Origin of the sequence: Microbulbifer celer (assembly GCF_020991125.1) — a bacterium.
Classification (GTDB): Bacteria; Pseudomonadota; Gammaproteobacteria; order Pseudomonadales; family Cellvibrionaceae; genus Microbulbifer; species Microbulbifer celer.
Map to the genome: position 1 here is coordinate 875,587 of NZ_CP087715.1, position 25,488 is coordinate 901,074.

Annotated in this window: 26 protein-coding genes; 22 read left to right on the forward strand and 4 right to left on the reverse strand. The window is 51.7% G+C overall.

Annotated features, from left to right (window positions below):
• Positions 1-2,376: 2,376 nt before the first annotated feature.
• The 11 genes from LPW13_RS03440 to LPW13_RS03490 all read left to right on the forward strand — a co-directional run bounded on the left by LPW13_RS03440 (position 2,377) and on the right by LPW13_RS03490 (position 9,793).
• Positions 2,377-2,631, forward strand: coding sequence for a hypothetical protein (locus LPW13_RS03440; RefSeq protein WP_230438051.1), 255 nt, complete (start codon positions 2,377-2,379; stop codon positions 2,629-2,631).
• Between the two features lie 516 nt (positions 2,632-3,147).
• Positions 3,148-3,450 (forward strand): hypothetical protein, encoded by a 303-nt coding sequence (locus LPW13_RS03445; protein WP_230438052.1) that lies wholly within the window; start codon positions 3,148-3,150, stop codon positions 3,448-3,450.
• Complete coding sequence (locus tag LPW13_RS03450) at positions 3,425-3,862, forward strand: hypothetical protein (RefSeq protein WP_230438053.1); 438 nt, start codon at positions 3,425-3,427, stop codon at positions 3,860-3,862. The genes LPW13_RS03445 and LPW13_RS03450 overlap by 26 nt, the downstream gene beginning before the upstream one ends.
• 133 nt (positions 3,863-3,995) lie before the next feature.
• Complete coding sequence (locus LPW13_RS03455; protein WP_230438054.1) at positions 3,996-4,454, forward strand: hypothetical protein; 459 nt, start codon at positions 3,996-3,998, stop codon at positions 4,452-4,454.
• Positions 4,455-4,580: 126 nt separating this feature from the next.
• On the forward strand, positions 4,581-4,997 hold the full coding sequence (locus LPW13_RS03460) for a hypothetical protein (protein WP_230438055.1): 417 nt from the start codon (positions 4,581-4,583) through the stop codon (positions 4,995-4,997).
• A 459-nt stretch (positions 4,998-5,456) separates the two neighbouring features.
• Positions 5,457-6,640 (forward strand): IS3 family transposase gene (locus tag LPW13_RS03465; RefSeq protein WP_230438056.1). Its coding sequence is split into 2 segments (ribosomal slippage): positions 5,457-5,745 and positions 5,745-6,640, totalling 1,185 coding nucleotides; the frame shifts between segments, so codons are not numbered across the junction.
• The gene (locus LPW13_RS03470; RefSeq protein ID WP_230438057.1) at positions 6,637-6,972 is read left to right on the forward strand and encodes an integrase core domain-containing protein; all 336 of its coding nucleotides are present in this window, start codon (positions 6,637-6,639) and stop codon (positions 6,970-6,972) included. Before LPW13_RS03465 ends, LPW13_RS03470 begins: the two co-directional genes overlap by 4 nt.
• An 852-nt stretch (positions 6,973-7,824) precedes the next feature.
• Positions 7,825-8,310 carry a hypothetical protein gene (locus LPW13_RS03475; protein ID WP_230438058.1) on the forward strand — a complete coding sequence of 162 codons (486 nt, stop codon included), beginning with the start codon at positions 7,825-7,827 and terminating at the stop codon, positions 8,308-8,310.
• A gap of 110 nt (positions 8,311-8,420) precedes the next feature.
• Complete coding sequence (locus tag LPW13_RS03480) at positions 8,421-8,750, forward strand: hypothetical protein (protein WP_230438059.1); 330 nt, start codon at positions 8,421-8,423, stop codon at positions 8,748-8,750.
• 136 nt (positions 8,751-8,886) lie between these two features.
• A complete protein-coding gene (locus LPW13_RS03485; RefSeq protein ID WP_230438060.1) occupies positions 8,887-9,375 on the forward strand; it encodes a hypothetical protein in 489 nt (162 codons plus the stop codon).
• A 97-nt stretch (positions 9,376-9,472) separates the two neighbouring features.
• Positions 9,473-9,793, forward strand: a complete 321-nt coding sequence (locus tag LPW13_RS03490; RefSeq protein ID WP_230438061.1) for a hypothetical protein — start codon at positions 9,473-9,475, stop codon at positions 9,791-9,793.
• Positions 9,794-9,829: 36 nt separating this feature from the next.
• Here the strand turns inward: LPW13_RS03490 and LPW13_RS03495 are convergent, their stop codons facing one another.
• Positions 9,830-10,774, reverse strand: coding sequence for an IS110 family RNA-guided transposase (locus LPW13_RS03495; RefSeq protein ID WP_230438062.1), 945 nt, complete (start codon positions 10,772-10,774; stop codon positions 9,830-9,832).
• A 305-nt stretch (positions 10,775-11,079) separates the two neighbouring features.
• Here LPW13_RS03495 and LPW13_RS03500 point away from each other — a divergent pair, with 305 nt between their 5' ends.
• The 4 genes from LPW13_RS03500 to LPW13_RS03515 all read left to right on the forward strand — a co-directional run bounded on the left by LPW13_RS03500 (position 11,080) and on the right by LPW13_RS03515 (position 12,978).
• Positions 11,080-11,628 carry an SMI1/KNR4 family protein gene (locus LPW13_RS03500; RefSeq protein ID WP_230438063.1) on the forward strand — a complete coding sequence of 183 codons (549 nt, stop codon included), beginning with the start codon at positions 11,080-11,082 and terminating at the stop codon, positions 11,626-11,628.
• A gap of 52 nt (positions 11,629-11,680) precedes the next feature.
• Complete coding sequence (locus tag LPW13_RS03505; RefSeq protein WP_230438064.1) at positions 11,681-12,097, forward strand: hypothetical protein; 417 nt, start codon at positions 11,681-11,683, stop codon at positions 12,095-12,097.
• On the forward strand, positions 12,090-12,569 hold the full coding sequence (locus LPW13_RS03510) for a beta/alpha barrel domain-containing protein (protein ID WP_230438065.1): 480 nt from the start codon (positions 12,090-12,092) through the stop codon (positions 12,567-12,569). Before LPW13_RS03505 ends, LPW13_RS03510 begins: the two co-directional genes overlap by 8 nt.
• Before the next feature lie 79 nt (positions 12,570-12,648).
• Positions 12,649-12,978 carry a hypothetical protein gene (locus tag LPW13_RS03515; RefSeq protein ID WP_230438066.1) on the forward strand — a complete coding sequence of 110 codons (330 nt, stop codon included), beginning with the start codon at positions 12,649-12,651 and terminating at the stop codon, positions 12,976-12,978.
• Between the two features lie 137 nt (positions 12,979-13,115).
• Here LPW13_RS03515 and LPW13_RS03520 read toward each other — a convergent pair whose 3' ends face one another.
• Positions 13,116-13,598 carry an HPP family protein gene (locus LPW13_RS03520; protein ID WP_230438067.1) on the reverse strand — a complete coding sequence of 161 codons (483 nt, stop codon included), beginning with the start codon at positions 13,596-13,598 and terminating at the stop codon, positions 13,116-13,118.
• Between the two features lie 99 nt (positions 13,599-13,697).
• Here LPW13_RS03520 and LPW13_RS03525 point away from each other — a divergent pair, with 99 nt between their 5' ends.
• From LPW13_RS03525 to LPW13_RS03550, 6 genes are all read left to right on the forward strand, one after another.
• A complete protein-coding gene (locus LPW13_RS03525; protein WP_230438068.1) occupies positions 13,698-14,276 on the forward strand; it encodes a TetR/AcrR family transcriptional regulator in 579 nt (192 codons plus the stop codon).
• 134 nt (positions 14,277-14,410) lie between these two features.
• The gene (locus LPW13_RS03530) at positions 14,411-14,842 is read left to right on the forward strand and encodes an acetyltransferase (protein WP_230438069.1); all 432 of its coding nucleotides are present in this window, start codon (positions 14,411-14,413) and stop codon (positions 14,840-14,842) included.
• Positions 14,843-14,892: 50 nt separating this feature from the next.
• The gene (locus LPW13_RS03535; RefSeq protein ID WP_230438070.1) at positions 14,893-15,507 is read left to right on the forward strand and encodes a LysE family translocator; all 615 of its coding nucleotides are present in this window, start codon (positions 14,893-14,895) and stop codon (positions 15,505-15,507) included.
• 307 nt (positions 15,508-15,814) lie between these two features.
• Entirely contained in the window at positions 15,815-18,058 is a 2,244-nt protein-coding gene (locus LPW13_RS03540) for a hypothetical protein (RefSeq protein ID WP_230438071.1), read from the forward strand.
• A 12-nt stretch (positions 18,059-18,070) separates the two neighbouring features.
• Positions 18,071-19,948, forward strand: a complete 1,878-nt coding sequence (locus LPW13_RS03545) for a toxin-antitoxin system YwqK family antitoxin (protein ID WP_230438072.1) — start codon at positions 18,071-18,073, stop codon at positions 19,946-19,948.
• The gene (locus LPW13_RS03550; protein ID WP_230438073.1) at positions 19,945-21,045 is read left to right on the forward strand and encodes an outer membrane protein assembly factor BamB family protein; all 1,101 of its coding nucleotides are present in this window, start codon (positions 19,945-19,947) and stop codon (positions 21,043-21,045) included. Before LPW13_RS03545 ends, LPW13_RS03550 begins: the two co-directional genes overlap by 4 nt.
• A 140-nt stretch (positions 21,046-21,185) precedes the next feature.
• Here LPW13_RS03550 and mnmH read toward each other — a convergent pair whose 3' ends face one another.
• The gene (gene mnmH, locus LPW13_RS03555; RefSeq protein ID WP_230438074.1) at positions 21,186-22,298 is read right to left on the reverse strand and encodes a tRNA 2-selenouridine(34) synthase MnmH; all 1,113 of its coding nucleotides are present in this window, start codon (positions 22,296-22,298) and stop codon (positions 21,186-21,188) included.
• Entirely contained in the window at positions 22,295-23,365 is a 1,071-nt protein-coding gene (selD, locus tag LPW13_RS03560; protein ID WP_230438075.1) for a selenide, water dikinase SelD, read from the reverse strand. Before selD ends, mnmH begins: the two co-directional genes overlap by 4 nt.
• Positions 23,366-23,532: 167 nt before the next feature.
• Here selD and LPW13_RS03565 point away from each other — a divergent pair, with 167 nt between their 5' ends.
• A complete protein-coding gene (locus LPW13_RS03565) occupies positions 23,533-24,978 on the forward strand; it encodes a catalase (RefSeq protein WP_230438076.1) in 1,446 nt (481 codons plus the stop codon).
• The last annotated feature ends 510 nt before the right edge of the window (positions 24,979-25,488 follow it).

The window sequence follows — 25,488 nt, forward strand, 5'->3', positions numbered from 1 at the left end:
CAGTCGCTACGCTCCTATTTTCGCGCAACAAAGCGCCCAAAGTAAGCTGCGGCTGAGCGCGGCGTTAAAAATCGGTCTATGAACACAGGATATCTCTTCAAAATTATTTGGCGCGGTTGGTTTACTAGCGTAAGTATTCTGGCTTTCATAGCTGTTTTACTTGGATACTTTTTTGGTCCAGAGCTAGGGAAACCTCTCATCTTGCTCTTGGCCCTGGTCCCCCTAATAGCCGCGCTCCAAGGGGTGCTTGTGGCAGCATTGGTATGTGTTGGAGTCAAAATATGGCCTTTGAAATAGCTCAGAAGATAATTATTTTTAACAAGGCCAGGCTGTACGCTCCGGCGCTGCGCGCCTCCGCGGGACGGCTTACGCTATGCGCTACGCGCATAAACAGCGCAGGCCGCCCCAGCTGGCAACGTTATGGTGCCGGGCCGTAAAATTAGTTGTCTGTGCCAGCGTGTAATTTTGAGCACTATTTTGGCACGCAGTATTTGGCTTTTTGCCATGATAAAATTCAACAGATTCGTTCCTAGTGCTTTCGTTTAAGTCCAAAGGAATCTCGGCAACTCCGCTGTAGTAACGTGGAGTGCCAGTAAGAGAATAATTGGTTGGGGAAAGTTCAGAGTTCTTTCCTCGATTTTAATGGGCTGCGGCACCGTAGCTGCCAGTAGGTACCTCGGAGAGCGTCAGCCATAACCAAGCGCTGCAGCCGACATCTTACTTTGGGCACTTTGTTGCGCGGTCGCTGCGCTCCTATTTTCGCGCAACAAAGCGCCCAAAGTAAGCTGCGGCTGAGCGCGGCGTTAGCGTTTTTTATGAGTGTCGCCGCTTTTAAAAAAGAAAATGAGCGGTCGGCAATGATCAGAAAGTTCAGCGCTTCAAAGTAAAATCGCTGAAACGCTGGTACAAAATGTGTTCGTTTAGAATTCGGTGGTATAGATTCTAAAAGCATTTTCTGGAAGCGGCTCTGAGAGTCATTGCCAGGTTCGGTGCGGCGGTTGCGGAAAGCTTGCATTCCAAGCTGGGCCCGCTGCGTAATTCGGTTGGGTTAAGTGGTTGCGGCCAGTTCGCACATGTAGCGAAGTTTGTCATTGCGTCATCGCGCTAACAAAGCGCTGCAGGGGACGTCTTACGCTGTGCACCTTTTGCGCGGTCGCTACGCTCCCATTTTCGCGCAAAATGCGCACAGCGTAAGCCGCCCCTGAGCGCGGCGTTAAGCGTCATGAATGAAGAACCAGTAATCGTCACAAATTTCGTTATCTACCAAGGCGAATACATAGTATGCCAATGTGGGTTTCAGGTTCTTGAGGTGGAAAAGCTTAATGTATTTCCCTCTACGGATGGAGGTGAGTTCGCAGTAGCCCATTCATACCAGGGCTCGGTCTGTAGTGTTGATCTTTCCTATCGCAAGGGCGGTAAATTAATACATTCTCTTAAACTGGAAATGCCAATAAATAAAACAAAAATAAAGTGGAAGGAAGCTAAATTTGGAGAAGAATTTCGGTTGTTTTATAGTAGCGGAGTTCAACCTTCGGTTAAAATTAGGCGGCCGATTTAGGGGTTTTGAACACGCACAGAGCGAGGGCAACGCTTAACAAAGTGCTGCAGAGGGACGGCTTACCTTATGCACCTTTTTGCGCAGTCGCTTCGCTCTATTTTGCGCAAAAATGCGCATAAGGTAAGCCGCCCCTGAGCGCGGCGTTAGTTGCTATCCATGAATGAGAATACGAGTGCACCATACATAGCATCCCTCACCGCCGGAGTGGTCGGCGGGTTGTATCTTGCATTGAATGAACTCATATTCTTCAGCGATGGGTTTTCATTCATGTTTGCGGGGTTGCTGGGTATTTTTCTATATGGCTTGTTGGGGCTGTTATTCGCGAGCATCCTTCTATTTCCACTAAAACCAATCTTCAAGAAATGTTCACTATCTATTTCCTGTATTAGTTTTCTAGTCGCCGGTATAGTAGTTCCGCTGTTATTGCAGCATGGCTTAAATCAAATACATGCTCATGGCATCGATCCATACTCACCCGAAGAGAAATGGGGCACAATTAGCCGCATGGCTATAATTTGTTCTATTGGGGCTGCTAGCTCTCTTAGCGCTTGGTTCACATTAAAAAGGGGGCTGCAAGCAAGTGGCAACTAACAAGGCCAAGCAGTTCGCTCCGGGCCTTCGGCCCTCCGCGGGACAGCTCACTTTGGGCACTTTATTGCGCGGTCGCTGCGCTCCCATTATTGCGCAATAAAGCGCCCAAAGTAAGCTGCCCCTGTTGGCGGCGTTATAAATCCAAGTTACCCATGAAAGCACTTTTTCCTCTGCTGTTACTCGTATTGCTCTCAGGCTGTATAACAGGAAACCCTTGGGAGCAGTTCATGACCAACGTTGAACACAACTATAAAGGTAAAGATTTTACCGAGGTAAAAGAATATCTGGCTCAGGGTGGTAGGTATGAAACTACTCCTGATACTGGATACAAGCTACCAAACGGCAATAGGCAGCATGAAATTGACTGGGGAACAAGAGATGGTGCTACATGCACACTCATTCTAGAAGTAGAAAATAGAACTGATAAGATTGTTTCAGTTGGTGGTAAGGGTGGGCTACATGCCTGCTATTGGGGTGGATGATTTATAACCAGGCCAGGCAGTACGCTCCGGCGCTGCGCGCCTCCGCAGGACGGCCTACGCTATGCGCTGCGCGCATAAACAGCGTAGGCCGCCTCTGCTGGCAACGTTATGGTGCCGGGCCGTAAAAATGGTTGTCTGTGCCAGCGTGTAATTTAGAGCACTAATTTGGCGCGCAGCATTTGGCTTTTTGCCATGGTAAAATTAAGCAGTTTCTTTCCTAGTGCTTTCGTTTAAGTTCATTGGGATAGCGGCAACTCCGCTGCAGTAACGTGGAGTGCCAATAAGAGAATAATTGGTTGGGGAAAGCTGGAAGTTATTTCCTCGTTTTTAAGGAGCTTCGGCGCATTCGGTGCCCGTAGGTACTTCGGAGTGCGTCAGCCATAACCAGGCGCTGCAACCGACATCTTAATTTGGGCACTTTGTTGCGCGGTCGCTACGCTCCTATTTTCGCGCAAAAAAGCGCCCAAAGTAAGCTGCGGCTGAGCGCGGCGTTATGCATCTAGATAAGGAGATCTCATGAAACCGAGTGAATACAACAAAGAAGCTAGAGAAGCTTTTGGCAAAACTCTCGTTGATATCGGCATGGCCGTTTTTAAGGGGATTATCCTACTGTTCACCATCATCCCGATTACAGCAATTCTTAAAAGTATCTTTGATGGCCCAGAATCTACAGATACTATGGTTCAAGCTTTCTTCACAATGGATAATGGTACGTACTTACTGCTCGTTGGTTTTATTGGGTTATCTTTCCTTATAGGTCATATTTTTAGGAAGGAAGGTCTCAAGCATATACATGCTGCAAACCAAGAAAATGCATAACAAACAGCGGCAGAGCGACAGCCAACGCTACGCACCTTTTGTGTTACTCGCTGGCGCTCAAACATTAACACAAAATGCGCTCCGCGCTGGCTGCGCCTGCGCTGGGCGTTATGTGTCCTACGGAAAAATGAAAAATAGAGCCGTACCGATCACAGTTTCAATTGTAGTTCTAGTTGCGCTGTCAGTTCTATTCGGTGTTGCTTATGAGGAGTGGGATGGTCTCTGTGGCCACAAGGAAGAGTTTGGTCTTTTTCCGTTCTATCGTATTGGCATTCCATCTGATCCATCTGGAGAATGTTCGACGGGTTTTATAGCTAAGGGAGTAGTTCAAACTAGTATCGCGGTTATATTCTTAGTGGTCTCCGTGGTTTTTTCATTGCGGAAACACGAAGGGAAGGTAAAGTGCCAGTAACTCCACATAACAAACAGCGGCAGAGCGACAGCCAACGCTACGCACCTTTTGTGTTACTCGCTGGCGCTCAAACATTAACACAAAAAGTGCTCCGCGCTGGCTGCGCCTGCGCTGGGCGTTATACGCAACCAACATGAAACATAGTGCCGACGAATACAATGTTCTGAGCTATCTCTTGAAGAAGAATGCTATTTCTTACGAGAAAGTTGTCGAATGGGCATACTCCCAATACACGGATGAGGGAGTTGATCCATTTGTTGAGAAAACATCTTTGGCATCTGATATTTCTGAGGTTCTAGAATTGATAAGCAACGGGTTCCGAGTGCACGGAGAGCCAAGCCAAGAATTTCTTGCTGGTGAAGTTGCCAGTGAATATTCAAAAGAAAAATTGTCATTGTATGATGCTGTAGCACGCATACTTTTCGATCTTGATTTGGATTTGTCCGAAGAAGAGCGCCAAGAGCTATACATCGCTGAAGATTACTTTGGCTGGCATAAGCAAGCAGAAAAAGAGGCTGTAAATCATGCGCTACCAATTTTTAGTAAATACAGGCCCATATATGAGCACGCTATTGCAAAGTTCAGCGTATAACAAGTAGCGGCAGAGCGACAGCCAACACTACGCGCCTTTTGTGTTACTCGCTGGCGCTCAAACATTAACACAAAAAGCGCTCCGCGCTGGCTGCGCCTGCGCTGGGCGTTAGCTGTAAGAGGAAGTATGAAGCATAAAGAGAAAGTTGAAGAAGTGGTGGATCTTCAAACAAATGATGAAAATAAATTGCTTCAACTTTCTAGTTTTGAGCTATTCGGCAATGGAGCTTTCAAGTGCCGAGTCACATTAAGTTCTCGCGGCTTCGCTTATACAGGGGACGCCTATTTTGATAATGGCGTTTCATTTATTAATGATCTTGAAATGGCCGCTACAGATTTTATCGGATCGGCTGAGCTGAAAGAAGATTACAATGATCACTTTATAAAACTTGAAGTAAATAGTATGGGGCATGTGATCGTTAGCGGTACTTTTATCGAGTATAGCGACCACTCGCAAAATATGTCATTTGAGTTCAAAACAGATCAAACTTGTCTTGGCGGGTTCATCAATGCATTCAAAAAGGTCGTGCTACGAAACAGCTAACAAACAGCGGCAGAGCGACAGCCAACGCTATGCACCTTTTGTGTTACTCGCTGGCGCTCAAACATTAACACAAAAGGCGCTCCGCGCTGGCTGCGCCTGCGCTGGGCGTTAGTGTTTTAAGAGTATTTGAGAAAAATCGGCTTCGTAGATAGTAATGTAAAAATTCCGGTGGTGGCTCGAAGTGTGGATTTCTCAAATTCATTGCTGAAAACGTGGTCCCACCATTTGGCTTTAGTTGTCAGGTAGAAACTTTCAGAAGTATTGTGTGTGCGGAAAGGCACTGTGGAAGGTATAAAGTTTTATAAAAGGAGTTTCCCGTTCGTTCTCTTGGGTGGTGGCATCAGATAATTTTCCAGGAAAACGCTCGGTAGAAACCCAAAACACTAACAAGGCGCTGCAGGCCGACGGTGATCTTCCCCCGCTTTAGCGGACACCAAAGTCAAACTGACGAGGTGTCTGATGCCGAAATGCAACAACCCCAAAAAAACCTGGAAGTATTCAAACGAATTCAAAGTAAAAGCAGTATTGCTCAGCTTAATTGACGGTGTTCGAGTAAAAGAGGTGGCCGCTACACTCGACATTCATCCGTTCATGCTGTCACGATGGCGAAAAGAGTATAGGGATGGAAAGATAGTGGCTGATAAAAGAAAGAAGTTGACCGGGGTAGTGTCCAAGCATGAGAAAGAGCTGTCGAAAGTAAAGCGCTTAGAAGCGGAGAATCGGAAGCTCAAACAGGAGGTCGATCTGCTAAAAAAGTGGCAACGGTTTCTTGCGGAGGAACATCAGCAAGGTATCGATTCATCCAGAGATTTGGACAAGAGCTAGGTATACGAAAAACATGTGAGTGGCTGGGCGTGTCACGCAGTGGCTACTATGACTGGGTGAAAAGGCCGCTATCAGGTAGAAAGTGCGAAGATGAAGACCTGAAAACACAGATTCAGCAAATATTTGATGAATCTGCAGGGCGCTATGGTAGTCCGCGAATCTGGAAAGCACTGCAGAACCAAGGTTATGAGGTTAGTCGTAAGCGTGTAGCCCGTTTGATGCAGGAGATGGGGCTAATAGGTAGGGTAACTCGCGTAACACGAAGAGCGCCGGGTGTGAAGCGTTTCCTGGCTTCTGGCGACAATCTTCGATCGGACGGAGCAGTGCCAAGTAGCATGAACCAGGTTTGGGTTGCTGACGTAACGTATCTAAAAGTTAAGGGCCAATGGCATTACTTATCAGCCATCATGGATTTACACTCTCGTCGAGTTGTCGGGTGGAGCTTAGATACGAAGAGAACAACCGAGCTTACTAGAAGAACGCTGGCAAATGCTGTAAGGAAAAGAGGTGCGCCACCAGGATTGATGCTGCATACAGATAGGGGCGTTGAGTACCGAGGGTCTGAATACCAAAAGGACCTGAAACGATACGGTATTCAGCATAGCTTGAGTCGGCCAGGTAAGTGTACTGACAATGCTCATATGGAGTCGTTCTTCCATAGCCTCAAAGCCGAGCTAATTCGAGGTACAATCTTCCACAAAGCGAGCGATTTAAAGTATGCTTTGGCTCGGTATATTAATGATTTCTATAACCGTAAGCGGCTGCATTCTGCGCTAGATTATCAATCTCCGATGGAATATGAACGAATAGCAGCATGAAAAATGGTGTGTCCGTTTTATCGGGGCAAGATCATTCGGATCGGGGCGTTCAATACCGGTCAGGAGAGTACCAAAGCTTGCTCCTCAATGAGGGTATTCAACCAAGCATGAGCCGAAAAGGTAACTGCTGGGACAATGCAGCAATGGAGTCATTCTTCGGCAGGATGAAGGTCGAGTCTATCTTCGCGGAAGAGCTGGCCAATAAGCAAGAAGCTCTTTCCTGTGTGTTTGAATATATAGAAATGTTTTATAACACGGTGCGTAGACATTCGGCTAATGATCAGGTCAGTCCGAACGAATTTGAGGGAGCATATTTTGAAAATTGCGCCTGAAAAACTGTCTACTTCTCGTGGGTAAGATCAGTCACACAAGCACGATTAATGAGGTGAATTTGAGCGATATAGGAAAATCTGAATGTGAGGAAAAACAGCGGCGCCTTCTAAAGGGAAAGCTTGGTGGCTCTATTTTCTTATTTGGACTGATTGTGGTGGCTATATTTGATCGCACAATTTACTTACCGGGTAGAGAGGGATTTATTCACGAGTCCGAGAACCCAACGTTATTTATGTTCATGTTTTTAGTCTTGGTGTTTTTAAGTGGCCTTTCTTTCTATCAGGGTTACACTGGGCTCTACACCAAGTCAAAGACTTAACAATCACGGGCAGTGAAGCTCCGGCCCTTCGGGCCTCCGCGGGACGGCTTACCTTATGCACGTTTTGCGCGGTCGCTACGCTCCCATTTTTGCGCAAATCGCGCATAAGGTAAGCCGCCCCTGCCGTGGGCGTTATGGTGCCGGGCCGTAAAATTTGTTGCTTGTGCCAGCGTGTAATTTTGAACACTGTTTTGGCCCGCAGCATGTGGCTATTTGCCATGATAAGATCAAGCAGTTTCGTTCCTAGTGCTTTCGTTTAAGTTCATAGGAATCGCGGAAAGTCCTCTGCAGTAATGTGGAGTGCCAGTAAGATAATGAGTAGATGCGGAAATTTTGCATTCTTTCCGTGTCTTTAATAAGCCGGGAGCCATCGGTGCCAGTAGGCATTACGGGGCGCGTCAGCCATAACCAGGCGCTGCAACCGACATCTTACTTTGGGCACTTTATTGCGCAGTCGCTACGCTCCTATTTTCGCGCAATAAAGCGCCCAAAGTAAGCTGCGGCTGAGCGCGGCGTTACATATAGGTAGGCAATGACCAAAGATCTCGGAGTTTTATTTTGTAGGGCCATCGCAGTAGTGCTGGTTGTCATAGCGATCCCGAACATTGCTTATGTCCTACATATGGCTATTACAGGAAACTATGATCCAGAAGTAGCCATTTTGACTCTTCTACTACAAGTTGTATTTCCGCTATTTTTGGCCGTGGTATTCTTTGCAAAGTCTCGCTTGCTAGCCCATCTGATTACTGGCGGAGTTGAGAATGACTTGTCCGCAAGTGAAATAGGTATCGTTAGAGCGGGTACTTTTTTACTCGGGTTATGGCTTTTGGTTAAATCTCTACCGGAGCTTAGTAATTTGTATTCAAAAACAAAATTTATGAGTAGGCTCGGTTACGACAAGCCAGAACTATGGTTGGAAAATAATGTAACCTTAATTTCTACCCTCTTTCTCGGGGTTTGCCTGATACTCGGCAGTAGAGTAGTGGGCAGTGCCTACACCAAACTACGAAATATGTAACAAACAGCGGCAGAGCGACAGCCAACGCTACGCACTTTTTGTGTTACTCGCTGGCGCTCAAACATTAACACAAAAAGTGCTCCGAGCTGGCTGCGCCTGCGCTGGGCGTTATGCATAGCTCAAAAATGAGACGCTTTTTACTAGCATCTGGAATATTTTTTTTATCACAGTTCTGTTTTGCTGAAGAAAATTTCAAGATAGCTATCATTCGAGACAGCATTTTCTTAAACGGGGTGGAGACTACATTAGAGTCAATTGAAAGAAAATTGGAAGTTCCATCAAGCCGCATGTATCTGTATTTCGAGAATGGCGATGAAGTTGCTTACGTTTCTGTGATCCTTTACGCAACTGAAAATGATCACGAAATATACTTGTCGGAGAATAAAGATTTCTCCGCTGTGTTTCCCCTGGAAGGCGAAAAAATAGAGAGTGCCAAGTAATGCATAACAATCAGCGGCAGAGCGACAGCCAACGCTACGCACCTTTTGTGTTACTCGCTGGCGCTCAAACATTAACACAAAAGGCGCTCCGCGCTGGCTGCGCCTGCGCTGGGCGTTATGTTTTTGGGAGCCGCTCTTGAGCACGGCAGAGTTTTTTAAGTGGTTTACACCAATAGTTGTAGGCCTGATATCGGCTTATTTTGCTTCATCGCTTGCCCTTAAAAAGTTCAAGAAAGAGAAGGTTTGGGATGAGCGGAGGGCCGCCTACAAAGAAGTCATCGAGTCAATCGAAGAAATTATTCACTGGTCAGAACAGGTGCGCGCATCTCACTGCTGCGAGCCTACCATTGGCAATGAAGGTGACCTAGATGGTTCGCTGAGAAGTCTCGCAAAATATAGCGCGACTGGTTCTCTTATTTTCTCAGAGAAATTCCATGAAGTTTTGAAGAACGCCAATTCTAAGGTCCACAGGGTCATGTTCCAGATCGACGATGATAGTAAGCCGGACTTAGACTCTGAACGAGAAATGGCTGAATGGCGTTTTGTGCTGGCAAATGAAATAAGGGCAGTGCTGGAGGAATGCCTTCCAGAATTAATCCGTGTTGCAAAGGCTGAACAGCCGTGAACATAACCAGTGCAGGCACAACGACGCCCTTTCCATTGCGCCTTCGGCTCCATTCCAAGGGCGCGTGTGCTGCAAGCGTTATGTGTAGTAGCAAATTATGAGCAATGTACTTGTAATCGCAGCCAATATATCTCTGTATCTCGGTCTAATTATTATGTTCGTAGCCGGGATTTTTGCCGTTAAGAGGTTTGGAAATGCTGGATCAATTTTTATACTCTCGGGCGCAATTATTACAGTCGTGGGGTACACAATGATTAAGTTTGGTATTCCTAGCTTTCCTGCTGGAGCAGAGTTTGCAGAAGAGAGTTTTCTGAAAATGAGAGCATTGCTATTTGGCGTCTTGCAAGCTAGCTTGGCCATAGGTCATTTGAGTACTGCAATAGGGGTTTTTTTGCTGGTCCGTCAGAAAAACACATAACAAGCGACTGTGGTTCAACCTCAGTGTAAAAAATTCCTAGTGCGCCCAGGCTTGCCCTTCTCGAACCATTGCATTCAGGATGGTGAGGAGCTTCCTCATTGCGGCTGTCAGCGCCACTTTCTTGTGCTTTCCCTGACCTACCAGGTGTTTATAGAACCCGCCAATGACAGGGTTGCACTGGGTTGCGCTCAATGTGGCCATATACAGAGTTGTGCGGACATTGTGGCGCCCTCCCAGTATACGCCGCTTACCTTTGGTTTTACCGCTATCACGGTTAATGGGAGCTAGGCCGGCTAACGCTGCTATCTCTTTGTTGTTGAGCGTTCCGAGCTCCGGCATCTCGCTTAGTAGCGTCCACACGAGTGCATTACCAACACCTGGTACGCTGTCTAGAAGTTGCTTTCGCTCGCTCCATGCCGGTTCATCATTTACTGCTTTGGCCAGTTTTTTCTCTGTCCATTCAATGTCTTTGTTGATTGCCTTTATCAGGCGGTTACAGGATCGAGCGACCTCTTTGCCGGAGACTTTTTCTCGATTACTTTCCTGCGTTCTCATATTAATTAACTGTCTTCGGCGTGTCACTAAGTCCTTGATTAACTGAAGATTTTTGCTTCTTTGTGCAGTCAACCGCGGTTGCATTACCGCGGAGAAGCGAGCAATTATTTTTGCATCAATCTTGTCTGTTTTAGCCAGCTGATCGGCAGCTTTGGCAAACTGGCGGGCAAGGATTGGCCTGACGATTGCGACAGGTATGCCCATTTCAAATGCCAGATATGCGAACGCCATTTCATAGCGGCCTGTCGCCTCCATGGTAATACGCTCGATACGATAACGCTTAAGGATCTTCAGCGCCTCACGGATACCAGCCTCATCATTCTCAACTGTAAAGTGTCTATCTCTTTCCCAGATGTGGATATCTAGCTGAAACTTACCTACATCTATACCGACGTTAACACCCGTGTTCTCATTATTGATTGTCATAATAGCCCTTACTTGCTAAATTCGGGCTCGGAGCCCATTCGACTGTTCGAGTTTAATTCGGGTCGGAAAGGCGTCCAGGCTTGTTAACGGTATCGAGTACCTGGCATGCATCGGACTGCCTTTCCGGTAACTGGTTGCAGCCAGATTACGGGCTCCAACTTATCTCTTTTCAGTCGCATGGAATAGCGGTTGACATGAATATTTAACCATACAAGGCCAGGCTATACGCTCCGGCGCTCCGCGCATAAACAGCGTAGGCCGCCCCAGCTGGCAACGTTATGCTCTTTTTGAGCCATCGAGTAAATATGAAAAATTTCTTTGAAAAATTCTTCAATAAGGCGCCGTCGATAGAGGATTCTGTCTCAGGTTACTTCCAAGCTATAAGGAGCTGGCTTGAGAAGAACGCTAGTTCTATTAAGAAAAATCTCAACGACGCTGCAAGTGAAGCTGACATTTCACGCATCGAATCAGAATTGAAAATAGTAATACCTGAAAAAGTCAGAGAAGCCTACCTAATTCATAACGGCGAAAAAACAGATTCTGATGGCCTATTTGGGCTTTGGCGGTGGCTTTCACTCGGCGAAATGAAAGTAGAATTTCATAAGCTCCAAGATGATTCTGATTCAAATGTTGCCCGCATACCTCTACTGTTATCTCCTGGCGGCGATATTCTATATGTAGAGTCCGGTAGTAGTGGCGAAATCGTAGAATGGTGGCATGAACGTCCGTCACGTGATGTTAAGCATTCAGATTTTCAAGCATATCTCAAGTGGTTCGTGGCCAAACTATATGAGGGTGGGTATGTATATTTACCCGGAGAAATGGCAGGTCTCGTAGACAAATCGGAACTATGAGCATAACCAGGCGCTGCTGAGGGACAGTTTACTTTATGAGCCCAGGTTACTCATGCGAATAGTTGTTCTATGCTTCTTGCTAAACTCTGCATTTGCATCAGCTTCTTGGCCATCTGCGCCTAATAAGCCATTGAAAGAAATGTTTTCTGATTCTTCATTTGTGGCTTACGCTGAGGCTGTTGGAAATTTTCCCTCTAAAAATCCCAAAGAAACATTAACAAAATACAAAATCATAGATGTCCTTAAAGGAGTCGAGTCGCCCTATATCATTTTAAGGAAAGAGATTTATCCTGGTAGCGAAAGTCATACTCCATCATCTGAGGTCTATAAAACCCTTTTGTTTTTGCGTGAAGTGCAGGGTCGGAAACACTATTTTGAAGAAAATAGCAAAGGAAAACCCACAGTAGTCTATGAAGGCACAGTAGTTTTCTTTCCTAAAAAATGGAATCCGGATATCGGCAATGATTAATGTATACAATCACTATGCTAAGGTCACGGAGTTTCAAGCGGTTCTGAAAGCTATAACAATTCGAGGCAGTTCTTTCCGGCCCTGCGGGGCTCCACCGGACTGCTTACTTTGGGCACTGCTCGTGGGTAAGATCAATGGCGAGGCCAGCATGGAAAATATAAACGAGATCCATTGGCATGACTCAGAGATTGAGTCAGTCATAGAGACCCCGGCTACGGATGAGCTGGTCTATAACGTCCGGTATCCTGAAGACTGGAGCCAGAACATTTTCACTGCCAAGGCAATTACATTTTGCGGTTATCATTCACACGTGGTTGAGGAAATGCCATTTGAGGGCAGCCCAACTATATTGGCTGTTTCGGTGGTGAAAAGGGAAGGCGGCTACACTACCGTCAAACTTGAAACCAATTCCGGTAATCGCTTTGTCACGGCCAAAAGCGTTCATATCGGGTTACGGCGTGCCAGTATTTAAATCGAATCGTGGACCGCTACCATGAATAAACGGCGCCAGATGGATCAAACTTCCGCTTGTTATGCATGGAGAATACAGAATGCATGAGATCCACTTAGCCATTCTAATCCTTGGCACGCTGATGGCCGGCGGTTTGACTGCGCTCTACTACTGGAGCACCGATAACCTCTCTCATGGCACTTGGCTATCTTCCACTGGTCTGGCACTTGTCCTGGGTTATTCTGCCGTAGCCGCACTTGGCATTAGCTATCTTTTGTTTGCAATAATTATTGGTAGCTATGTTGTTTATTTCGTATATCTCAAAGACTATCAACAATTTACGCCTACTACTGAAAGCAGTATGGCGTCCCTCGTGTGCGGGTCGGTAATAGGAATTTCTGGTTTAATAGGGTGTATCCTGTGTGCATAACCAGACTCAACCATTCGCTGTCGCGAGCAGCGGCAGGGCGCTTGTAAACTCGCGCCTCTGTGCTTTGTGTTGTACAAATGAGCAAGCCCCCGGCATTACCGTCGCTCCAGCTGTTCAGTTTTGCCTAAGGGTACCATTCACAACCACCGCTTCGGATACTGCTGCCCGGAAATAAGCCGGTGGTATAGCACCCCGAACGCGACAATCAGAGCGGCTCCTGCCGCCACCGGCATCAACAGGAAATCCCAGTGTTCACCAGCGAGCATAACCACTAGAGGATTGGCTCCTGCTGGTGGGTGAGTGGTGTTGGTCAACAGCATCAAGCTTACCGCTAATCCGACTGCCAACCCCATAGACCAGGGGGTAACACCTGCGAAAGCTGCCACAGAAAGGCCGATGGCGGTCGTTAACATGTGTCCCACGATGATGTTCCTGGGCTGTGCAAGCGGGCTTTCCGGCAATCCGAAAAGGATTACCATGGTCGCGCCAAAGGGAGCCATCAACCAGATGGAGGACTGAACTGCGCTACCCAGGCTGCTCAGCGTGGTGATACACAGCATGGCTCCCAGGCCCGCTAGCAAACAGACAAAATAGCGTGAAGTGGTCAGACGATGGCGCATAGGTAAAACCTCAAAAGTAGACAGATCGGTCTACGTAGGGTAGACAGGCTTGTCTACTAATGTCAAGATTCGAGTATCTGATCTGATGTGGGTATAGCGATGGATAAGCAAGAGTTGCTGGTTCGTACCGCCTTTAAATTGTTCTACACACGCGGCATCCACGCCGTGGGTGTGAATCTGGTGTTAGCAGAGTCCGGCATAGCTAAAAAAACGCTTTATCACCATTTCCCCAGCAAGGAGCATCTTGTAGAGGCGGCGATCCGTTATCGTGACTGTAGTTACCGGGCGTGGCTTATTTCGAGACTGGAGCATGTTCCTGCTGGCAGGCCCGCATTGCTGGAACTGTTTAATGCCTTAAGTGACTGGTTTCACAGTCGGGTACCGGATATTGGCCATTTCAATGGCTGCTTTTTTATCAATGCCAGCGCTGAGTTTGGTGACCGAGACAATGCTATCCATCGGGCCTGTGCCGAGCACAAGGCGGGTATGATGGCATTGATTCGAAGGCATGTTGACGAATTGTCGCTGTCAGAGGGCAGAACAGAAGAGATCACAAACCTGACGGTGCTGCTTAAGGAAGGGGCTATCTCAATGGCTCATGTTCAGGGAAATCTTAATGCGGCGTTTGAAGCCAAGGGAATACTGGAAAATATTCTAAATGGTTATGCTGACGAATAAGCTGGGAGTTTTTGAAGGTAAAGAACTCCCGTTGAGAGGAAGATGCATAACCAAGTAATACACGTGACAAGCGCGGTCAGATCAGTTTTGTGAAAGGTCGATCGGTTGGCTTAAGTTTTTAATTGGATTTAGTGATGATTATTGAGGTCGTAGAAAAAGCAGACCACCTTAAGCTGATAGAAATTTGGGAAGCCTCGGTCAGGGCAACCCATGATTTTCTGGCGGAGGATGATCTGCAAGAATTGAAACCGTTAATTCTGGAGCAGTATTTTGACGCCGTTGATCTAAGGTGTGCTAAGAATGGCCATGGTGAAATACTGGGTTTCTGTGGCGTTCATGACGGTAATATTGAAATGCTGTTCATTGCACCTGATGCGCGAGGAAAAGGGGTTGGTGCCATGTTAGCTGCTCATGCTATTGATGAGCAGGGTGCGTTAAAGGTTGATGTCAATGAGCAGAATGTGCAAGCGCTTGGTTTTTACCAGCATATTGGTTTTCAGGTGACAGGTCGCTCACCAGTCGATGGGCAGGGTAAGGCTTATCCGTTGTTGCATATGGCCCTGTAAAAATTTAACAAGGCCGCCTCGGCGGCGTTAGGATCCGGCTAGGGGGCACGATGAGCCTACTTGAAATAGTTGTTCTCTTTGTCGTAATGGCGGTTTTGGCGCTCGTGCCGAGTGCTAGCGTAGCCTTGGTTGTCGCTCGATCTTCGGCAGGTGGGTTCCTGAACGGTGCGGCTGTTGCAGCCGGTGTCGTAATTGGTGACCTCGTTTTTGTGTTTCTAGCCGTTCTGGGAATGGCCGCGTTGGCCGAAGCGATGAGCGGCTTTTTTCTGATTTTCAGGTATGTGGCGGGAGTGTATCTGATCTGGTTCGGGATAAGCCTTTTGAGGTCGAAGGCCGCTGTGCGAGTTCCGGCTGGCCGCTCAGTATCAACCTTATCTACAAGTCTCCTTTCTGGCTTGGTTGTTACCCTTGGTGATGTGAAAGCCATTTTATTCTATGCAAGCTTGTTTCCTGCTTTTGTCGATCTGGCCACCATCAAGACTTCGGACGTTGCAACGATTATGCTTTTGACCGTGGTTTCCGTCGGCGGCGTTAAATTGGGTTATGCATATTCCGCGAGCAGAATCATATCTTTGGCTAGAGGGTTCAAGGCACAAGGCGCTGTTAAAGTCACTGCTGGTGGGTTTATGGTTGGCGCAGGTTCGTATCTCATAGCAAAGACTTAGTATCAAGTTTGAAGTACAGCGTTGTTGATTAGGGGGGCACGGATTTTGCCCCTGCCTACTCACCACTCTTCGGCAGTGGTACACTTCGCCGCCGGTTATGTCAGTTGCCGGAATATCTATCCCGACTAGCTGTTACCCTCTTAATTGTTGTAGCCCTCTTCACCATATTTCAGTGTGGCCGCGGTAACGCCATAGCCTGTAACAAATCAGTCAACTCTCCGCAACGCCCTGTATCGTGTCACCACAGCACTTCGCGAACAGAGTGAGGCCGTGGCTTCCGGCGTTTGAGCAAAAGACAGGGACTTCCATGAAAAGCTGTAGCTACTTATTTTCCGGCATACTGGCCGCCATTGTTCTCCTCACTGCCTGCTCTCGGGAACCCGACGCTCCTCCGGGCGCGATTGTATTCTCTCCATCGGCGGGCGAGGTGCGCAGTTATCAGGTTAACAGTCATACTCATATTCGCGTGGGCGATTCCTCTCGCGAACGCTCCATGCGGATGGAGAACGATGCCGTGCTGCGCTATGAAGTGCTCGATACCGGCCACACACTGAAGCTGGGGATAGAGGTCCCCTACACCCGGTTTTCCCTCGACGGCCGCAAGAGCTTTTCCAGTACCAACTCCGACGGTCAACGCGGCACCACGGTGCTGCGTGAACTGATGTCCGCCGGCTTCGAGGTCGATATCGATTCTGACACCGGCAGCATTGAGCGCTTCGTCAACCGCAACGAAGATCTCTGGCAGACAGTACTGGAAGACGGCCCCGATCCAGTGGTAGATAACCTGAAAAAGCAGATGACTCCGCCGGGGTTCCCACAGCCGGCCATTCCTCTGAACGAGGGGGAAACGGTCACACTGCCGGACTTCCGCGGTATCGGCAAACTGCAGTTGACTACCGAGCGGGTGACGGACGAGGAAGTGGTCACCACACTGGAGGCGCAGGGGGATAAGGTTCGCCTGCAGGGTACCATGGTGCTGGAGCGGGGCAACGGCTGGTTGAAGCGCTTGGCACTGGTCAGTGAAACCGAAATTGAACGGCATGGCATCAAAGGGACCAGCCACCAGAAGCTGGTAATGCTGCCGGAGGGGGCGCCCTCTTCACTGGGCGACTGGCTGTTGGATATAAACCTCGGCGGGGACGAAGGCCGTCCCTTCCCGCCAGCTCCGGCACCGGGCGAACTGGTCGATACCACCGCAGAAGAGCAGGTAGTCTCTTCCCCCGTGGGCAGCTTCACTGCCTTTGGCGACCAGTTGCACCTGAGCATCGCCCTCGGTCTCGACAACAACGCTCTGTCTGGCGACTTCGAACTGAAAGACTTGACGCTGCGGGACGCCGCCGGCAACCCTCTGCCCCTCAATTTCTTCCGCTCGTCGCGCTACACCTACATCAACCCCGAGACCGAACAGCACCACACCATAGCGCAGTTCATTCCGCTGGGGTGGGACGACACGCGTGAACAATTACACAAGGTCCAGCAGATCACCGCGACCGGGCACTACCGGCCACTGAAGGCCGAAGCCCTGACCCTGCCGCTGAATCCGGAAAAGGCGACGGCGGTAGCATCGCGCGGTGCTCGCGCCGAGGTTATACCGACGGGCAATCCACGTGAGTTCCGGCTTCGTTTTCACAACACCGAAACACACCGCTTCAGTCCCCGGATTCACGACCTGACCGGCGCCCGCGGGTACGTGTCCGACGGCGAATGGCTCAGTGCAGAAGAGCGGGAGATACTGCGGCTGGTGGCGTTGGGCCGCTACGCCGCCGGGGATACCCGCCTGGTTTTCGAACGCGAGATACCGGAGGCCCTGACGCTCTATCTCCTCAGCGATACCGACAGCGAACCCTTCGACTATCAACTGCGCTTTGTTACCGAGGAGGCCCTGCGTAACGATCTGAACCTCCCACCGACCGGCGAGGTCCTGCTCTACGGCGATGGATCCGGCAATACCGCCGGCGAGGTGGCGTTGGACGAACTGGAACTACCACAGCCGCAGCGCAACCAACTGTCCCTGGAGCTGCCCGGCTCCCTGGCGGAAGCCTGTAAACCCGTCGTGCTCGAAGCGCCGCAGATCAACGGCCATCAGCTTGTCTGGCTCCGGCAAACCGCGGAGGCTACGGACAATACCCGACTCAGCACTACCCAGTACTGGCAAATCGGCACCGAGGATGGAGTGCGCAGTTACTTCTACGACATCCAGGTTGAAAACGCCGTGCGTTGTGAGGGGCAGGCAAAATGGCAGGCGGTTCCTGGCTCCCTGGGAGACCGGCCCTGGCTGGTCGATCTGGCGCAGCTGCCGGGAGAGATCGACCCGGAGCAATCCATTGCCGGTTTCCTGCGGCGCTATCGCTTTATCGGCGAGCAGGGGCGGGCGCTGGCCCCCGTTCCTCCGAACAGCGGGGTCTCCCTCAATACCGCCACGGTCGGCGACTATTTAACACAGGGCGGCCGGCTGAGACTGGCCGGCAAAGTACAGCGGATCGAACAGCTGGTATTTACCGGCGAGCCCGAAGAACGAAGCTGGTCCGCAAGCTTCCAACCGCTGCCATAAGGAGATGAAAAAATGAAAGCACTCTGGATTTTACTGGCGCTCCTGCCTTCGGCCTTGTGGGCGGCGGAGCAACCGCGGCAATGGCTGGACTACAACCTGCAGCCGGTGGAGGCCGGCAGCGATAAGGCCGTCTACTACCATGCACCGGCAGTGCGCGACGGCGATCGCTGGAAGCTCACGCTCTATTACAAGGACAGCAGCGACGGCGAGGCCGTACCGGCGCTCAAAACACAGCTGGATGGCCCGGACCTCGCCAGCGCACATATGGTCGGCGAGGAGATCCACTACTACGAAGACGGCAGTGTAAAACTTCGCGGTACCCGCAACGAAAATGGCAAGTGGCACGGCGAGTTCACCCGCTACCGGAAGAACGGCCACTACACCGTCACCCAACTGCGCAACGGCGTGCGTCACGGCAGCGAACGACACTTCTACGCCAATGGCCAGCTGGAAAGCGAGCAGCACTATGTCGACGGGGAGAAAGCCGACGGCGAGCGCATCCGCTACGACAAAAACGGGGCGGTGAAAGAGCGCTACACGATCGTGGACGGCGAGAAGCACGGTGTGCACGAGCACTCCCGCGATGGTGTTGTGTTCAAGCGCACGCACTACAAGCACGGCCAGATGGACGGTCTGTTTCAGCGCTTCACCAGCGATGGCGAAAAAGTGCTCGAGGCCCCCTACGTCGATGGCGAGAGACACGGTCTGGTCAAGGCGTGGCGAAAAGGAAAGCTCAGCGAGGAAACACACTACCGGGCAGGGAAGCGGCACGGCGTGGCCAAGCGCTGGAGAAATGGGGTACTGGAGGAGGAAGTCCACTATGTCGACGGCCGTAAGCGCGGGGATGCCCGCTACTTCTATCGGGATGGCTCGCGCGAAAGTTACGAGCACCGCGACGATAACGGCAAGTTGACCGAGCGGCGCAGCTACGACCGGAAGGGCGCTCTGACCAGGCTCCTTGTCGTCGAGGATAGTGCCTACGGCCCGGCGGAGCGCAAAGAGCAGTATAACGACGACGGCAGTCTGTCCCGGCGCACTATCTACAGCGATGACCGTCGCTGGATTATGGAAGAGAGATACGCAGACGACGGCGAAGAGGTTATCTATCGTCGCGAAACCGTTGATCACGAGCCACACGGCCTCCAGATCCGCCCCTCCTACGTGCGGGCTGATGCCACCGAGATTACCCGCTACGAGCACGGCGTACCAGTCGGTGATTACCGAGAGATCGACAAGGATGGCAATGTGCTGTCCAACGGTCAGTACCGGAATGGTGAAAAAGTCGGCGACTGGGTAATCAGTGAGTACGGCCGCACTGTCTATGAATCCTACGACAACGAAGGACGCCTGCAGGGGGAACGGCGCGAAGAGGCCACTGACGGCGGATCGCTACGAGAGCACTACGTCGCCGGCGAGCTGCACGGAGAGCAGGTCAAGAGGAAAAAGGACGGCAGCCTGGTCAGTCGTGGCGAATATCGCCACGGCGAGAAAACCGGCCGCTGGCGCGAATACGACGAATTCGTTAAAGGTCTCTTCGAGGGTGAATACGTCGACGGAAAAAGACACGGCCCCTGGCTCGCCTATTCCGACGAGGGCTATGAAATGGCCCGATTTCGCTTCGAGCACGGCGACCCCGTCGGCAAAAGCTACGTCTTCGCCCGCAATGGCTCACTGCGGGAAGTCATTCCCTACAAGGACGGTAAGAAACACGGAAAGCGTGAAGCGTACAGCAACGGTGCGCTGGTGGAGGTCGAACGCTTCCGCAATGGCAAGCGCCACGGACTCTCAGAGTACTTCCTTTCCTACGGAGAGCGCTATATGGCCGAAGAATATGATAACGGCACCTACGTGCGCTCGATCGATGACAGCGAAGAGATAAAAAAACGATGATGGCGCACTTCAGGTACGGCGCCCGCCTGGCGGCAATGGTGTTCGCAATCGCGGGCTGCGGGCCGGCGGCGAACGACAGCCCGGCAGTGGTATACCGCGGCAATGCCGAGCGCACCGGGCTGTTTGCGGGCGAAGGGCCGGCTGAAAAGCCGCAAGAGTTGTGGCGCTTTCTCACCCTCGGCGTCCTCACCGAAACACCGGTGATCGCTGGCGATACCCTGTTTGTCGGCACCACCGATGAGTCCGTCTACGCACTGGACCTGCACACGGGAAAGCGGCGCTGGCGCTTCAAGGCCTTTGGCAATATCCGTGACAGCGTCGCCGTGGATCGAGACCGGGTCTATGTGGCCAGCGAAGACAATAACTTTTATACCCTGGATCGCGCCACCGGCGAAAAGCTCTGGAGCTCGCGTTTCGATAAGACTCCGCAGGGAGCGGCCGCTGTCAGAAACGGGCGAGTGTACTTCGGTGGTTTCGATAAAAAGGTACGCGCCCTGGACGCGGCTACCGGCACACCGGTATGGGAGTTCGCGGCCAAGCAGTCGGTAGGGGCTGGTGTCACCCTCGTGGACGACACCGTTTATGTCGCCGCCTTCGATGGCCGCCTTTACGCCCTGCACCGGGAAACCGGAAAAGTACTGTGGCAGGTTCCCGCAGGCGGGGGCCAGTGGCTGACCACCGCCCCGGCGGTACACGACGGCCAGGTCTTCGTGGGCGGCTGGGGGCAGAAACTGTCGGCCATCGACACCACGAGCGGCGAGATCAACTGGTCCTTCGATGCCGGTATGCGGGTTGATCACCCGCCCGCCGTGGCCCACAGCCAGGTCTATATCAGCGGCCTTGGGCCGCTGCATGTGGTGGACGAGAAAAGTGGCGAACTTCGCTGGACCTTTGGCGAGCGGATCTTCCGCTCCGTCGCCGCCACCGCCGAGCGGATCTACGCCGCCTGCGGCAAACAGATCTGTGCACTGCAACCGGACAGCGGCGAGCTACTCTGGCGGTCCGAGACACTGAGCGATACGGTCACCAGTATTACCGTGTACGCCGACCGCCTGTATGTCGGCACGATCGATGGCTATATCTACGCACTGCAGTAGAAGCGCCGTTTCCCAATCTCAATCAGAAGCCTCATGTTCGGGGCTTCGAAAACACCAGTCCCACTCTATTGCGTTAAACCTGCTGGAAATCCACGTAAAACAAACGGCGATTGACGGATTGTCGGAAGAGTCTGATTAAATTACTTTGCCTGTGCCCGAAGGTACTCGATGACTTCCTGTTGGTTGCCGCGAAATACAATACGCACTGCTTTCTTTTCAGCTTGGTGGGCATACATGGGGTCATAGTAATCCCGTATCAGCGCGGCAATCCAATCTCGGTGCCGTTCTACCGTACCGTCTGCAATTTGTTGCTGCAAAGCGTCCTGCATGATGATATCCAGCTCTGTGTGGCGTTGACCACCGAGACGCTTTCGGATGTTGGCCAGGTTTTGTCGTAGTGCCTGCGCAAATGCCATCGGGCCTTTTTCAGCACCGTGCAGCGCGACAAACTCTGCACACAGGTCGACTACATAATCTCTCAAAATCCGCTCGACACGACTGTCCAGAGTATCCTCCAGCCATACCAACGGGTAGTCGCGCATTCCCTGATGGAGCGATAGCGGAACGGAACAGCGGCCGATCAGGCGGCTCTCATCTTCCAGCACGAATCGGGATTGACCGGCGGCGCGGCGTTTGAGGAAGTCGATGGCCAGGGCATTTTCAAATGTGATTTGTGTTGGTTGTGCCGTTGCCCGCTTGCCGAAGCTGGAGCCTCGATGGTTGGCGTGGCCCTCGAGATCCACGGCGTTGTCCAGTTGAATCAGCACTTCCGTTTTGCCGGTACCGGTCATGCCGCCGACCAGGGTAAAGCCGCAGTCGCGCACTGCGCTTTCAGTTTCTTCGATCAGGAAAGTGCGCATTGCCTTGTAACCGCCGGTAATCCGCGGGTAGCGAACTCCGGCTTCTGCCAGCCACTGTTGGCTGATCTGTGAACGTAGGCCGCCACGAAAACAGAACAGGTAGCCTTCCGGGTGCGTGTGAGCGAATTCCGCCCAGGCGGTTACTCGGGCTTCTTTGGTAGCACCGCTGACCAAGTCGTGGCCCAGGGCGATGGCTGCCTGCTGTCCGTGTTGTTTGTAGCAGGTACCCACTTTCTGACGTTCGTCATCCGTCATCAGCGGCAGATTGACGGCGGTGGGGAAAGAGCCTCTGTTGAACTCCACCGGTGCGCGCGTATCGATCATCGGTACATCGTGCAGAAAAATTTCCCGATAGTCCGCGCTGTCGGTGCATGCGGGTGTATCCGAGCTCATCGAACGATCACCGCAACCCGGTGATCGGTGTCGTCTCTGGCGATCAGTTCACCGATGGGCGCGAGTTGCAGCCCCTGCTCTTTCGTCACCGCAAGGAAATCTGCTTCGCCTTCCGGGGTTACCGCGACCAGCAGTCCGCCGCTGGTCTGGGGGTCGCAAAGTAGCTGGTGTTGGCTATCCGCGCTCAGGCGAACACGGTGGCCATAGCTCTCAAAGTTACGTCCAGTGCCGCCGGGGATACACCCCTGTTCGAGGTAGTGGGGCACGCTGGCAATACGGGGTACGGCGCCATAGTCCAGTTCGGCGCAGAGGCCGCTGCCATCCGCCATTTCCACCAGATGCCCGAGCAGTCCGAAACCGGTGACATCGGTCATCGCGGTGACACCGGCAAGCCGGGCAAACTGGCTGCCGGGTCGGTTGAGAGTACACATTAGATCCCGTGCCACGCCGATATCTTCCTCGCGCAGTCTGTTCTGTTTTTCTGCCGTGGTGAGCACCCCAATACCGAGGGGTTTGGTCAGGTAGAGTTTGCTGCCGGCGGTGGCGGTGTCATTGCGTTTCAGCAGGCTTTTTTCCACGACGCCGGTCACTGCCAGACCGAAGATGGGTTCCGGGGCATCGATGGAGTGGCCGCCCGCCAGCGGGATTCCCGCCGCTGCACACACCGCGCGGCCGCCGCGAATGACTTCCCGCGCCACTTCCGGGGGCAGCACATTCACCGGCCAGCCAAGAATGGCAATTGCCATCAGCGGGTCCGCGCCCATGGCGTAGATGTCGCTGATGGCATTGGTAGCGGCGATACGGCCGAAGTCGTACGGATCATCCACGATCGGCATAAAGAAATCGGTGGTCGACACCACGCCGCGCTTTTCGTCCAGTGCATACACTGCGGCATCGTCGCGGGAGGCGTTCCCCACCCACAGGTCCGGATCGGGGAGTGGGGCACCACTGTCCGCAAGGATTCTGTCGAGCACCGCCGGCGCAATCTTACAGCCACAACCGGCGCCATGGCTGTACTGGGTGAGGCGAACGGGCTGGGCGGAGGCTGTGGGGGCATTAGTGGACATGGCGGCCTTATGGATTTGAGCGAGAGTGGCGGGATTTGAGACCTGAATATTATCAGTGGTTGGCGGGGAATTTAATCCACGGGGGGGAACTCTGCACTATGTTTTCTACTGTTTATACCCGGTTGATCCGGGAGGCGTTTCAGACCACATGAAGAGGAATCCCGAACGTGAGTAAGGATAAAACCCACCGCACTACGACAGATGGCGGTATTCCGGTTGCCAGCGACGAATACTCTCTGACAGTAGGCCCGGATGGCCCCATCATCCTGCAGGATCACTACCTGATTGAGCAGATGGCGAACTTCAACCGCGAACATATCCCCGAGCGGCAGCCCCATGCCAAGGGCTCGGGCGCCTTCGGTTATTTTGAAGTGACCAACGACATGAGTGCCTACACCAAGGCAGCAGTGTTCCAGCCCGGCACCAAAACCGACACTCTGATTCGCTTTTCCACGGTGGCGGGGGAAAAGGGCAGCCCGGATACCTGGCGTGACCCGCGCGGCTTTGCGCTCAAGTTCTATACCAGTGAAGGGAATTACGATCTGGTGGGAAATAATACCCCGGTATTCTTCATTCGCGACCCGATGAAATTTCAGCATTTTATCCGCTCGCAGAAGCGCCGTGCGGATTCGGGGCTGCGCGATCACGATATGCAGTGGGATTTCTGGACCCTGTCACCGGAGTCTGCGCACCAGGTGACCTGGCTGATGGGAGACCGGGGTATACCCAAGACCTATCGCCATATGAATGGCTATTCGAGCCACACCTATATGTGGGTGAACGCCAAGGGAGAGCGTTTCTGGGTGAAGTACCATTTCAAGTCTGATCAGGGCGTGGAAAGCCTGACCCAGGAAGAAGCGGACCGTATTGCAGGGGAGGATTCCGACGCGCACCGCCGGGATCTGTTTAACGCGATCGCCAATGGGGATTATCCCAGCTGGACTCTGAACGTACAGATCATGCCCTATGAGGAGGCGAAGAATTATCGCTTCAATCCCTTCGACCTGACCAAGGTCTGGCCGCACGGTGACTACCCATTGCAGGAAGTGGGCAAGCTGGTGCTGGATCGCAACCCCACCGATTTCCACAGCGAAATCGAGCAGGCGGCGTTCGAGCCGAACAATCTGGTACCGGGCATCGGTTTCAGCCCGGACAAGATGTTACAGGCGCGAGTATTCTCTTACGCCGACGCCCACCGCGCACGTATGGGCGTGAACTACAAACAGATTCCGGTAAATCGTCCCAAGTGTCCGGTGCACAGTTACAGCAAAGACGGCGCCATGCGGGTAGAGAATGTGTCTGACCCGGTGTATGCCCCGAATTCCAAAGGTGGTCCCAAAGCAGATCACTCGTTCACCGAAAAGTGGGAAGCCAGCGGTGAGTTTGTGCACGCAGCCTATACATCGCACAAGGAAGATGGCGACTTCGTGCAACCGGGCATACTGGTACGCGAGGTGATGGACGATGCAGAGCGGGAGCGATTGGTATCCAATGTGGTTGGGCACCTCAAGGCGGGCGTATCGGATGAAGTTCTGAAGCGCGCCTTTGAGTACTGGCGCAATGTAGACAAGGATATTGGCGACCGTATCGAAAAGGGTGTGAAAGGCAGCTGAAGACGAAGGCGCGGGGGCCGATCATTTACCGCCCTGCGCCTTCCCATCGAACACCTGACCAACCTCGGGATGTTGCCTACCTGTTCACGGTAAAGCCCGATGCCTCTAGCAATTACGTTGCCGCTGCGCTGGATGCTTCTTTGTCCGGCGCCGCCGTTTCTGTCTCCAATGGTCGTGTTTTCTACAGACTACCTTCCTACGCTTACCTTTATCCTCTCCGCTGAAAGTTGGTGGTCAACCGGTTTACATTTGTGGTCAGGCCAAATATATTGATCGACCGATGAATGAGCTGAATAGCCTGACAATATTGTCAATTTGACAATATGGCCCGGTACACGTCGACCGATTTACTGCAGTGGAACCGGCAACAGGCAGTCCTCAGAGAAATCCCGTTGGATCAAAAAAATAAAGGTAAGGCGCAGAAGTATGATTAAAAATGTAAACGTTTTCATTTTGACCATAAGGGCCATGGCGGCAGCACCGGTGAGTGCTGTGGCAAGAGGAGTGGGA

Excerpts from the sequence above, each read along its gene's own strand:
- LPW13_RS03550 (WP_230438073.1), top strand. The coding sequence starts at position 19,945 with ATGATGGCGCACTTCAGGTACGGCGCCCGCCTGGCGGCAATGGTGTTC.
- LPW13_RS03490 (WP_230438061.1), top strand. The coding sequence starts at position 9,473 with ATGAGCAATGTACTTGTAATCGCAGCCAATATATCTCTGTATCTCGGT.
- LPW13_RS03535 (WP_230438070.1), top strand. The coding sequence starts at position 14,893 with ATGAGCCTACTTGAAATAGTTGTTCTCTTTGTCGTAATGGCGGTTTTG.
- LPW13_RS03545 (WP_230438072.1), top strand. The coding sequence starts at position 18,071 with ATGAAAGCACTCTGGATTTTACTGGCGCTCCTGCCTTCGGCCTTGTGG.
- LPW13_RS03510 (WP_230438065.1), top strand. The coding sequence starts at position 12,090 with ATGATTAATGTATACAATCACTATGCTAAGGTCACGGAGTTTCAAGCG.
- LPW13_RS03455 (WP_230438054.1), top strand. The coding sequence starts at position 3,996 with ATGAAACATAGTGCCGACGAATACAATGTTCTGAGCTATCTCTTGAAG.
- LPW13_RS03520 (WP_230438067.1), bottom strand. The coding sequence starts at position 13,598 with ATGCGCCATCGTCTGACCACTTCACGCTATTTTGTCTGTTTGCTAGCG.
- LPW13_RS03540 (WP_230438071.1), top strand. The coding sequence starts at position 15,815 with ATGAAAAGCTGTAGCTACTTATTTTCCGGCATACTGGCCGCCATTGTT.
- selD (WP_230438075.1), bottom strand. The coding sequence starts at position 23,365 with ATGTCCACTAATGCCCCCACAGCCTCCGCCCAGCCCGTTCGCCTCACC.
- mnmH (WP_230438074.1), bottom strand. The coding sequence starts at position 22,298 with ATGAGCTCGGATACACCCGCATGCACCGACAGCGCGGACTATCGGGAA.
- LPW13_RS03500 (WP_230438063.1), top strand. The coding sequence starts at position 11,080 with ATGAAAAATTTCTTTGAAAAATTCTTCAATAAGGCGCCGTCGATAGAG.
- LPW13_RS03470 (WP_230438057.1), top strand. The coding sequence starts at position 6,637 with ATGAAAAATGGTGTGTCCGTTTTATCGGGGCAAGATCATTCGGATCGG.
- LPW13_RS03460 (WP_230438055.1), top strand. The coding sequence starts at position 4,581 with ATGAAGCATAAAGAGAAAGTTGAAGAAGTGGTGGATCTTCAAACAAAT.
- LPW13_RS03525 (WP_230438068.1), top strand. The coding sequence starts at position 13,698 with ATGGATAAGCAAGAGTTGCTGGTTCGTACCGCCTTTAAATTGTTCTAC.
- LPW13_RS03530 (WP_230438069.1), top strand. The coding sequence starts at position 14,411 with ATGATTATTGAGGTCGTAGAAAAAGCAGACCACCTTAAGCTGATAGAA.
- LPW13_RS03445 (WP_230438052.1), top strand. The coding sequence starts at position 3,148 with ATGAAACCGAGTGAATACAACAAAGAAGCTAGAGAAGCTTTTGGCAAA.
- LPW13_RS03440 (WP_230438051.1), top strand. The coding sequence starts at position 2,377 with ATGACCAACGTTGAACACAACTATAAAGGTAAAGATTTTACCGAGGTA.
- LPW13_RS03495 (WP_230438062.1), bottom strand. The coding sequence starts at position 10,774 with ATGACAATCAATAATGAGAACACGGGTGTTAACGTCGGTATAGATGTA.
- LPW13_RS03450 (WP_230438053.1), top strand. The coding sequence starts at position 3,425 with ATGCTGCAAACCAAGAAAATGCATAACAAACAGCGGCAGAGCGACAGC.
- LPW13_RS03505 (WP_230438064.1), top strand. The coding sequence starts at position 11,681 with ATGCGAATAGTTGTTCTATGCTTCTTGCTAAACTCTGCATTTGCATCA.
- LPW13_RS03475 (WP_230438058.1), top strand. The coding sequence starts at position 7,825 with ATGACCAAAGATCTCGGAGTTTTATTTTGTAGGGCCATCGCAGTAGTG.
- LPW13_RS03515 (WP_230438066.1), top strand. The coding sequence starts at position 12,649 with ATGCATGAGATCCACTTAGCCATTCTAATCCTTGGCACGCTGATGGCC.
- LPW13_RS03480 (WP_230438059.1), top strand. The coding sequence starts at position 8,421 with ATGCATAGCTCAAAAATGAGACGCTTTTTACTAGCATCTGGAATATTT.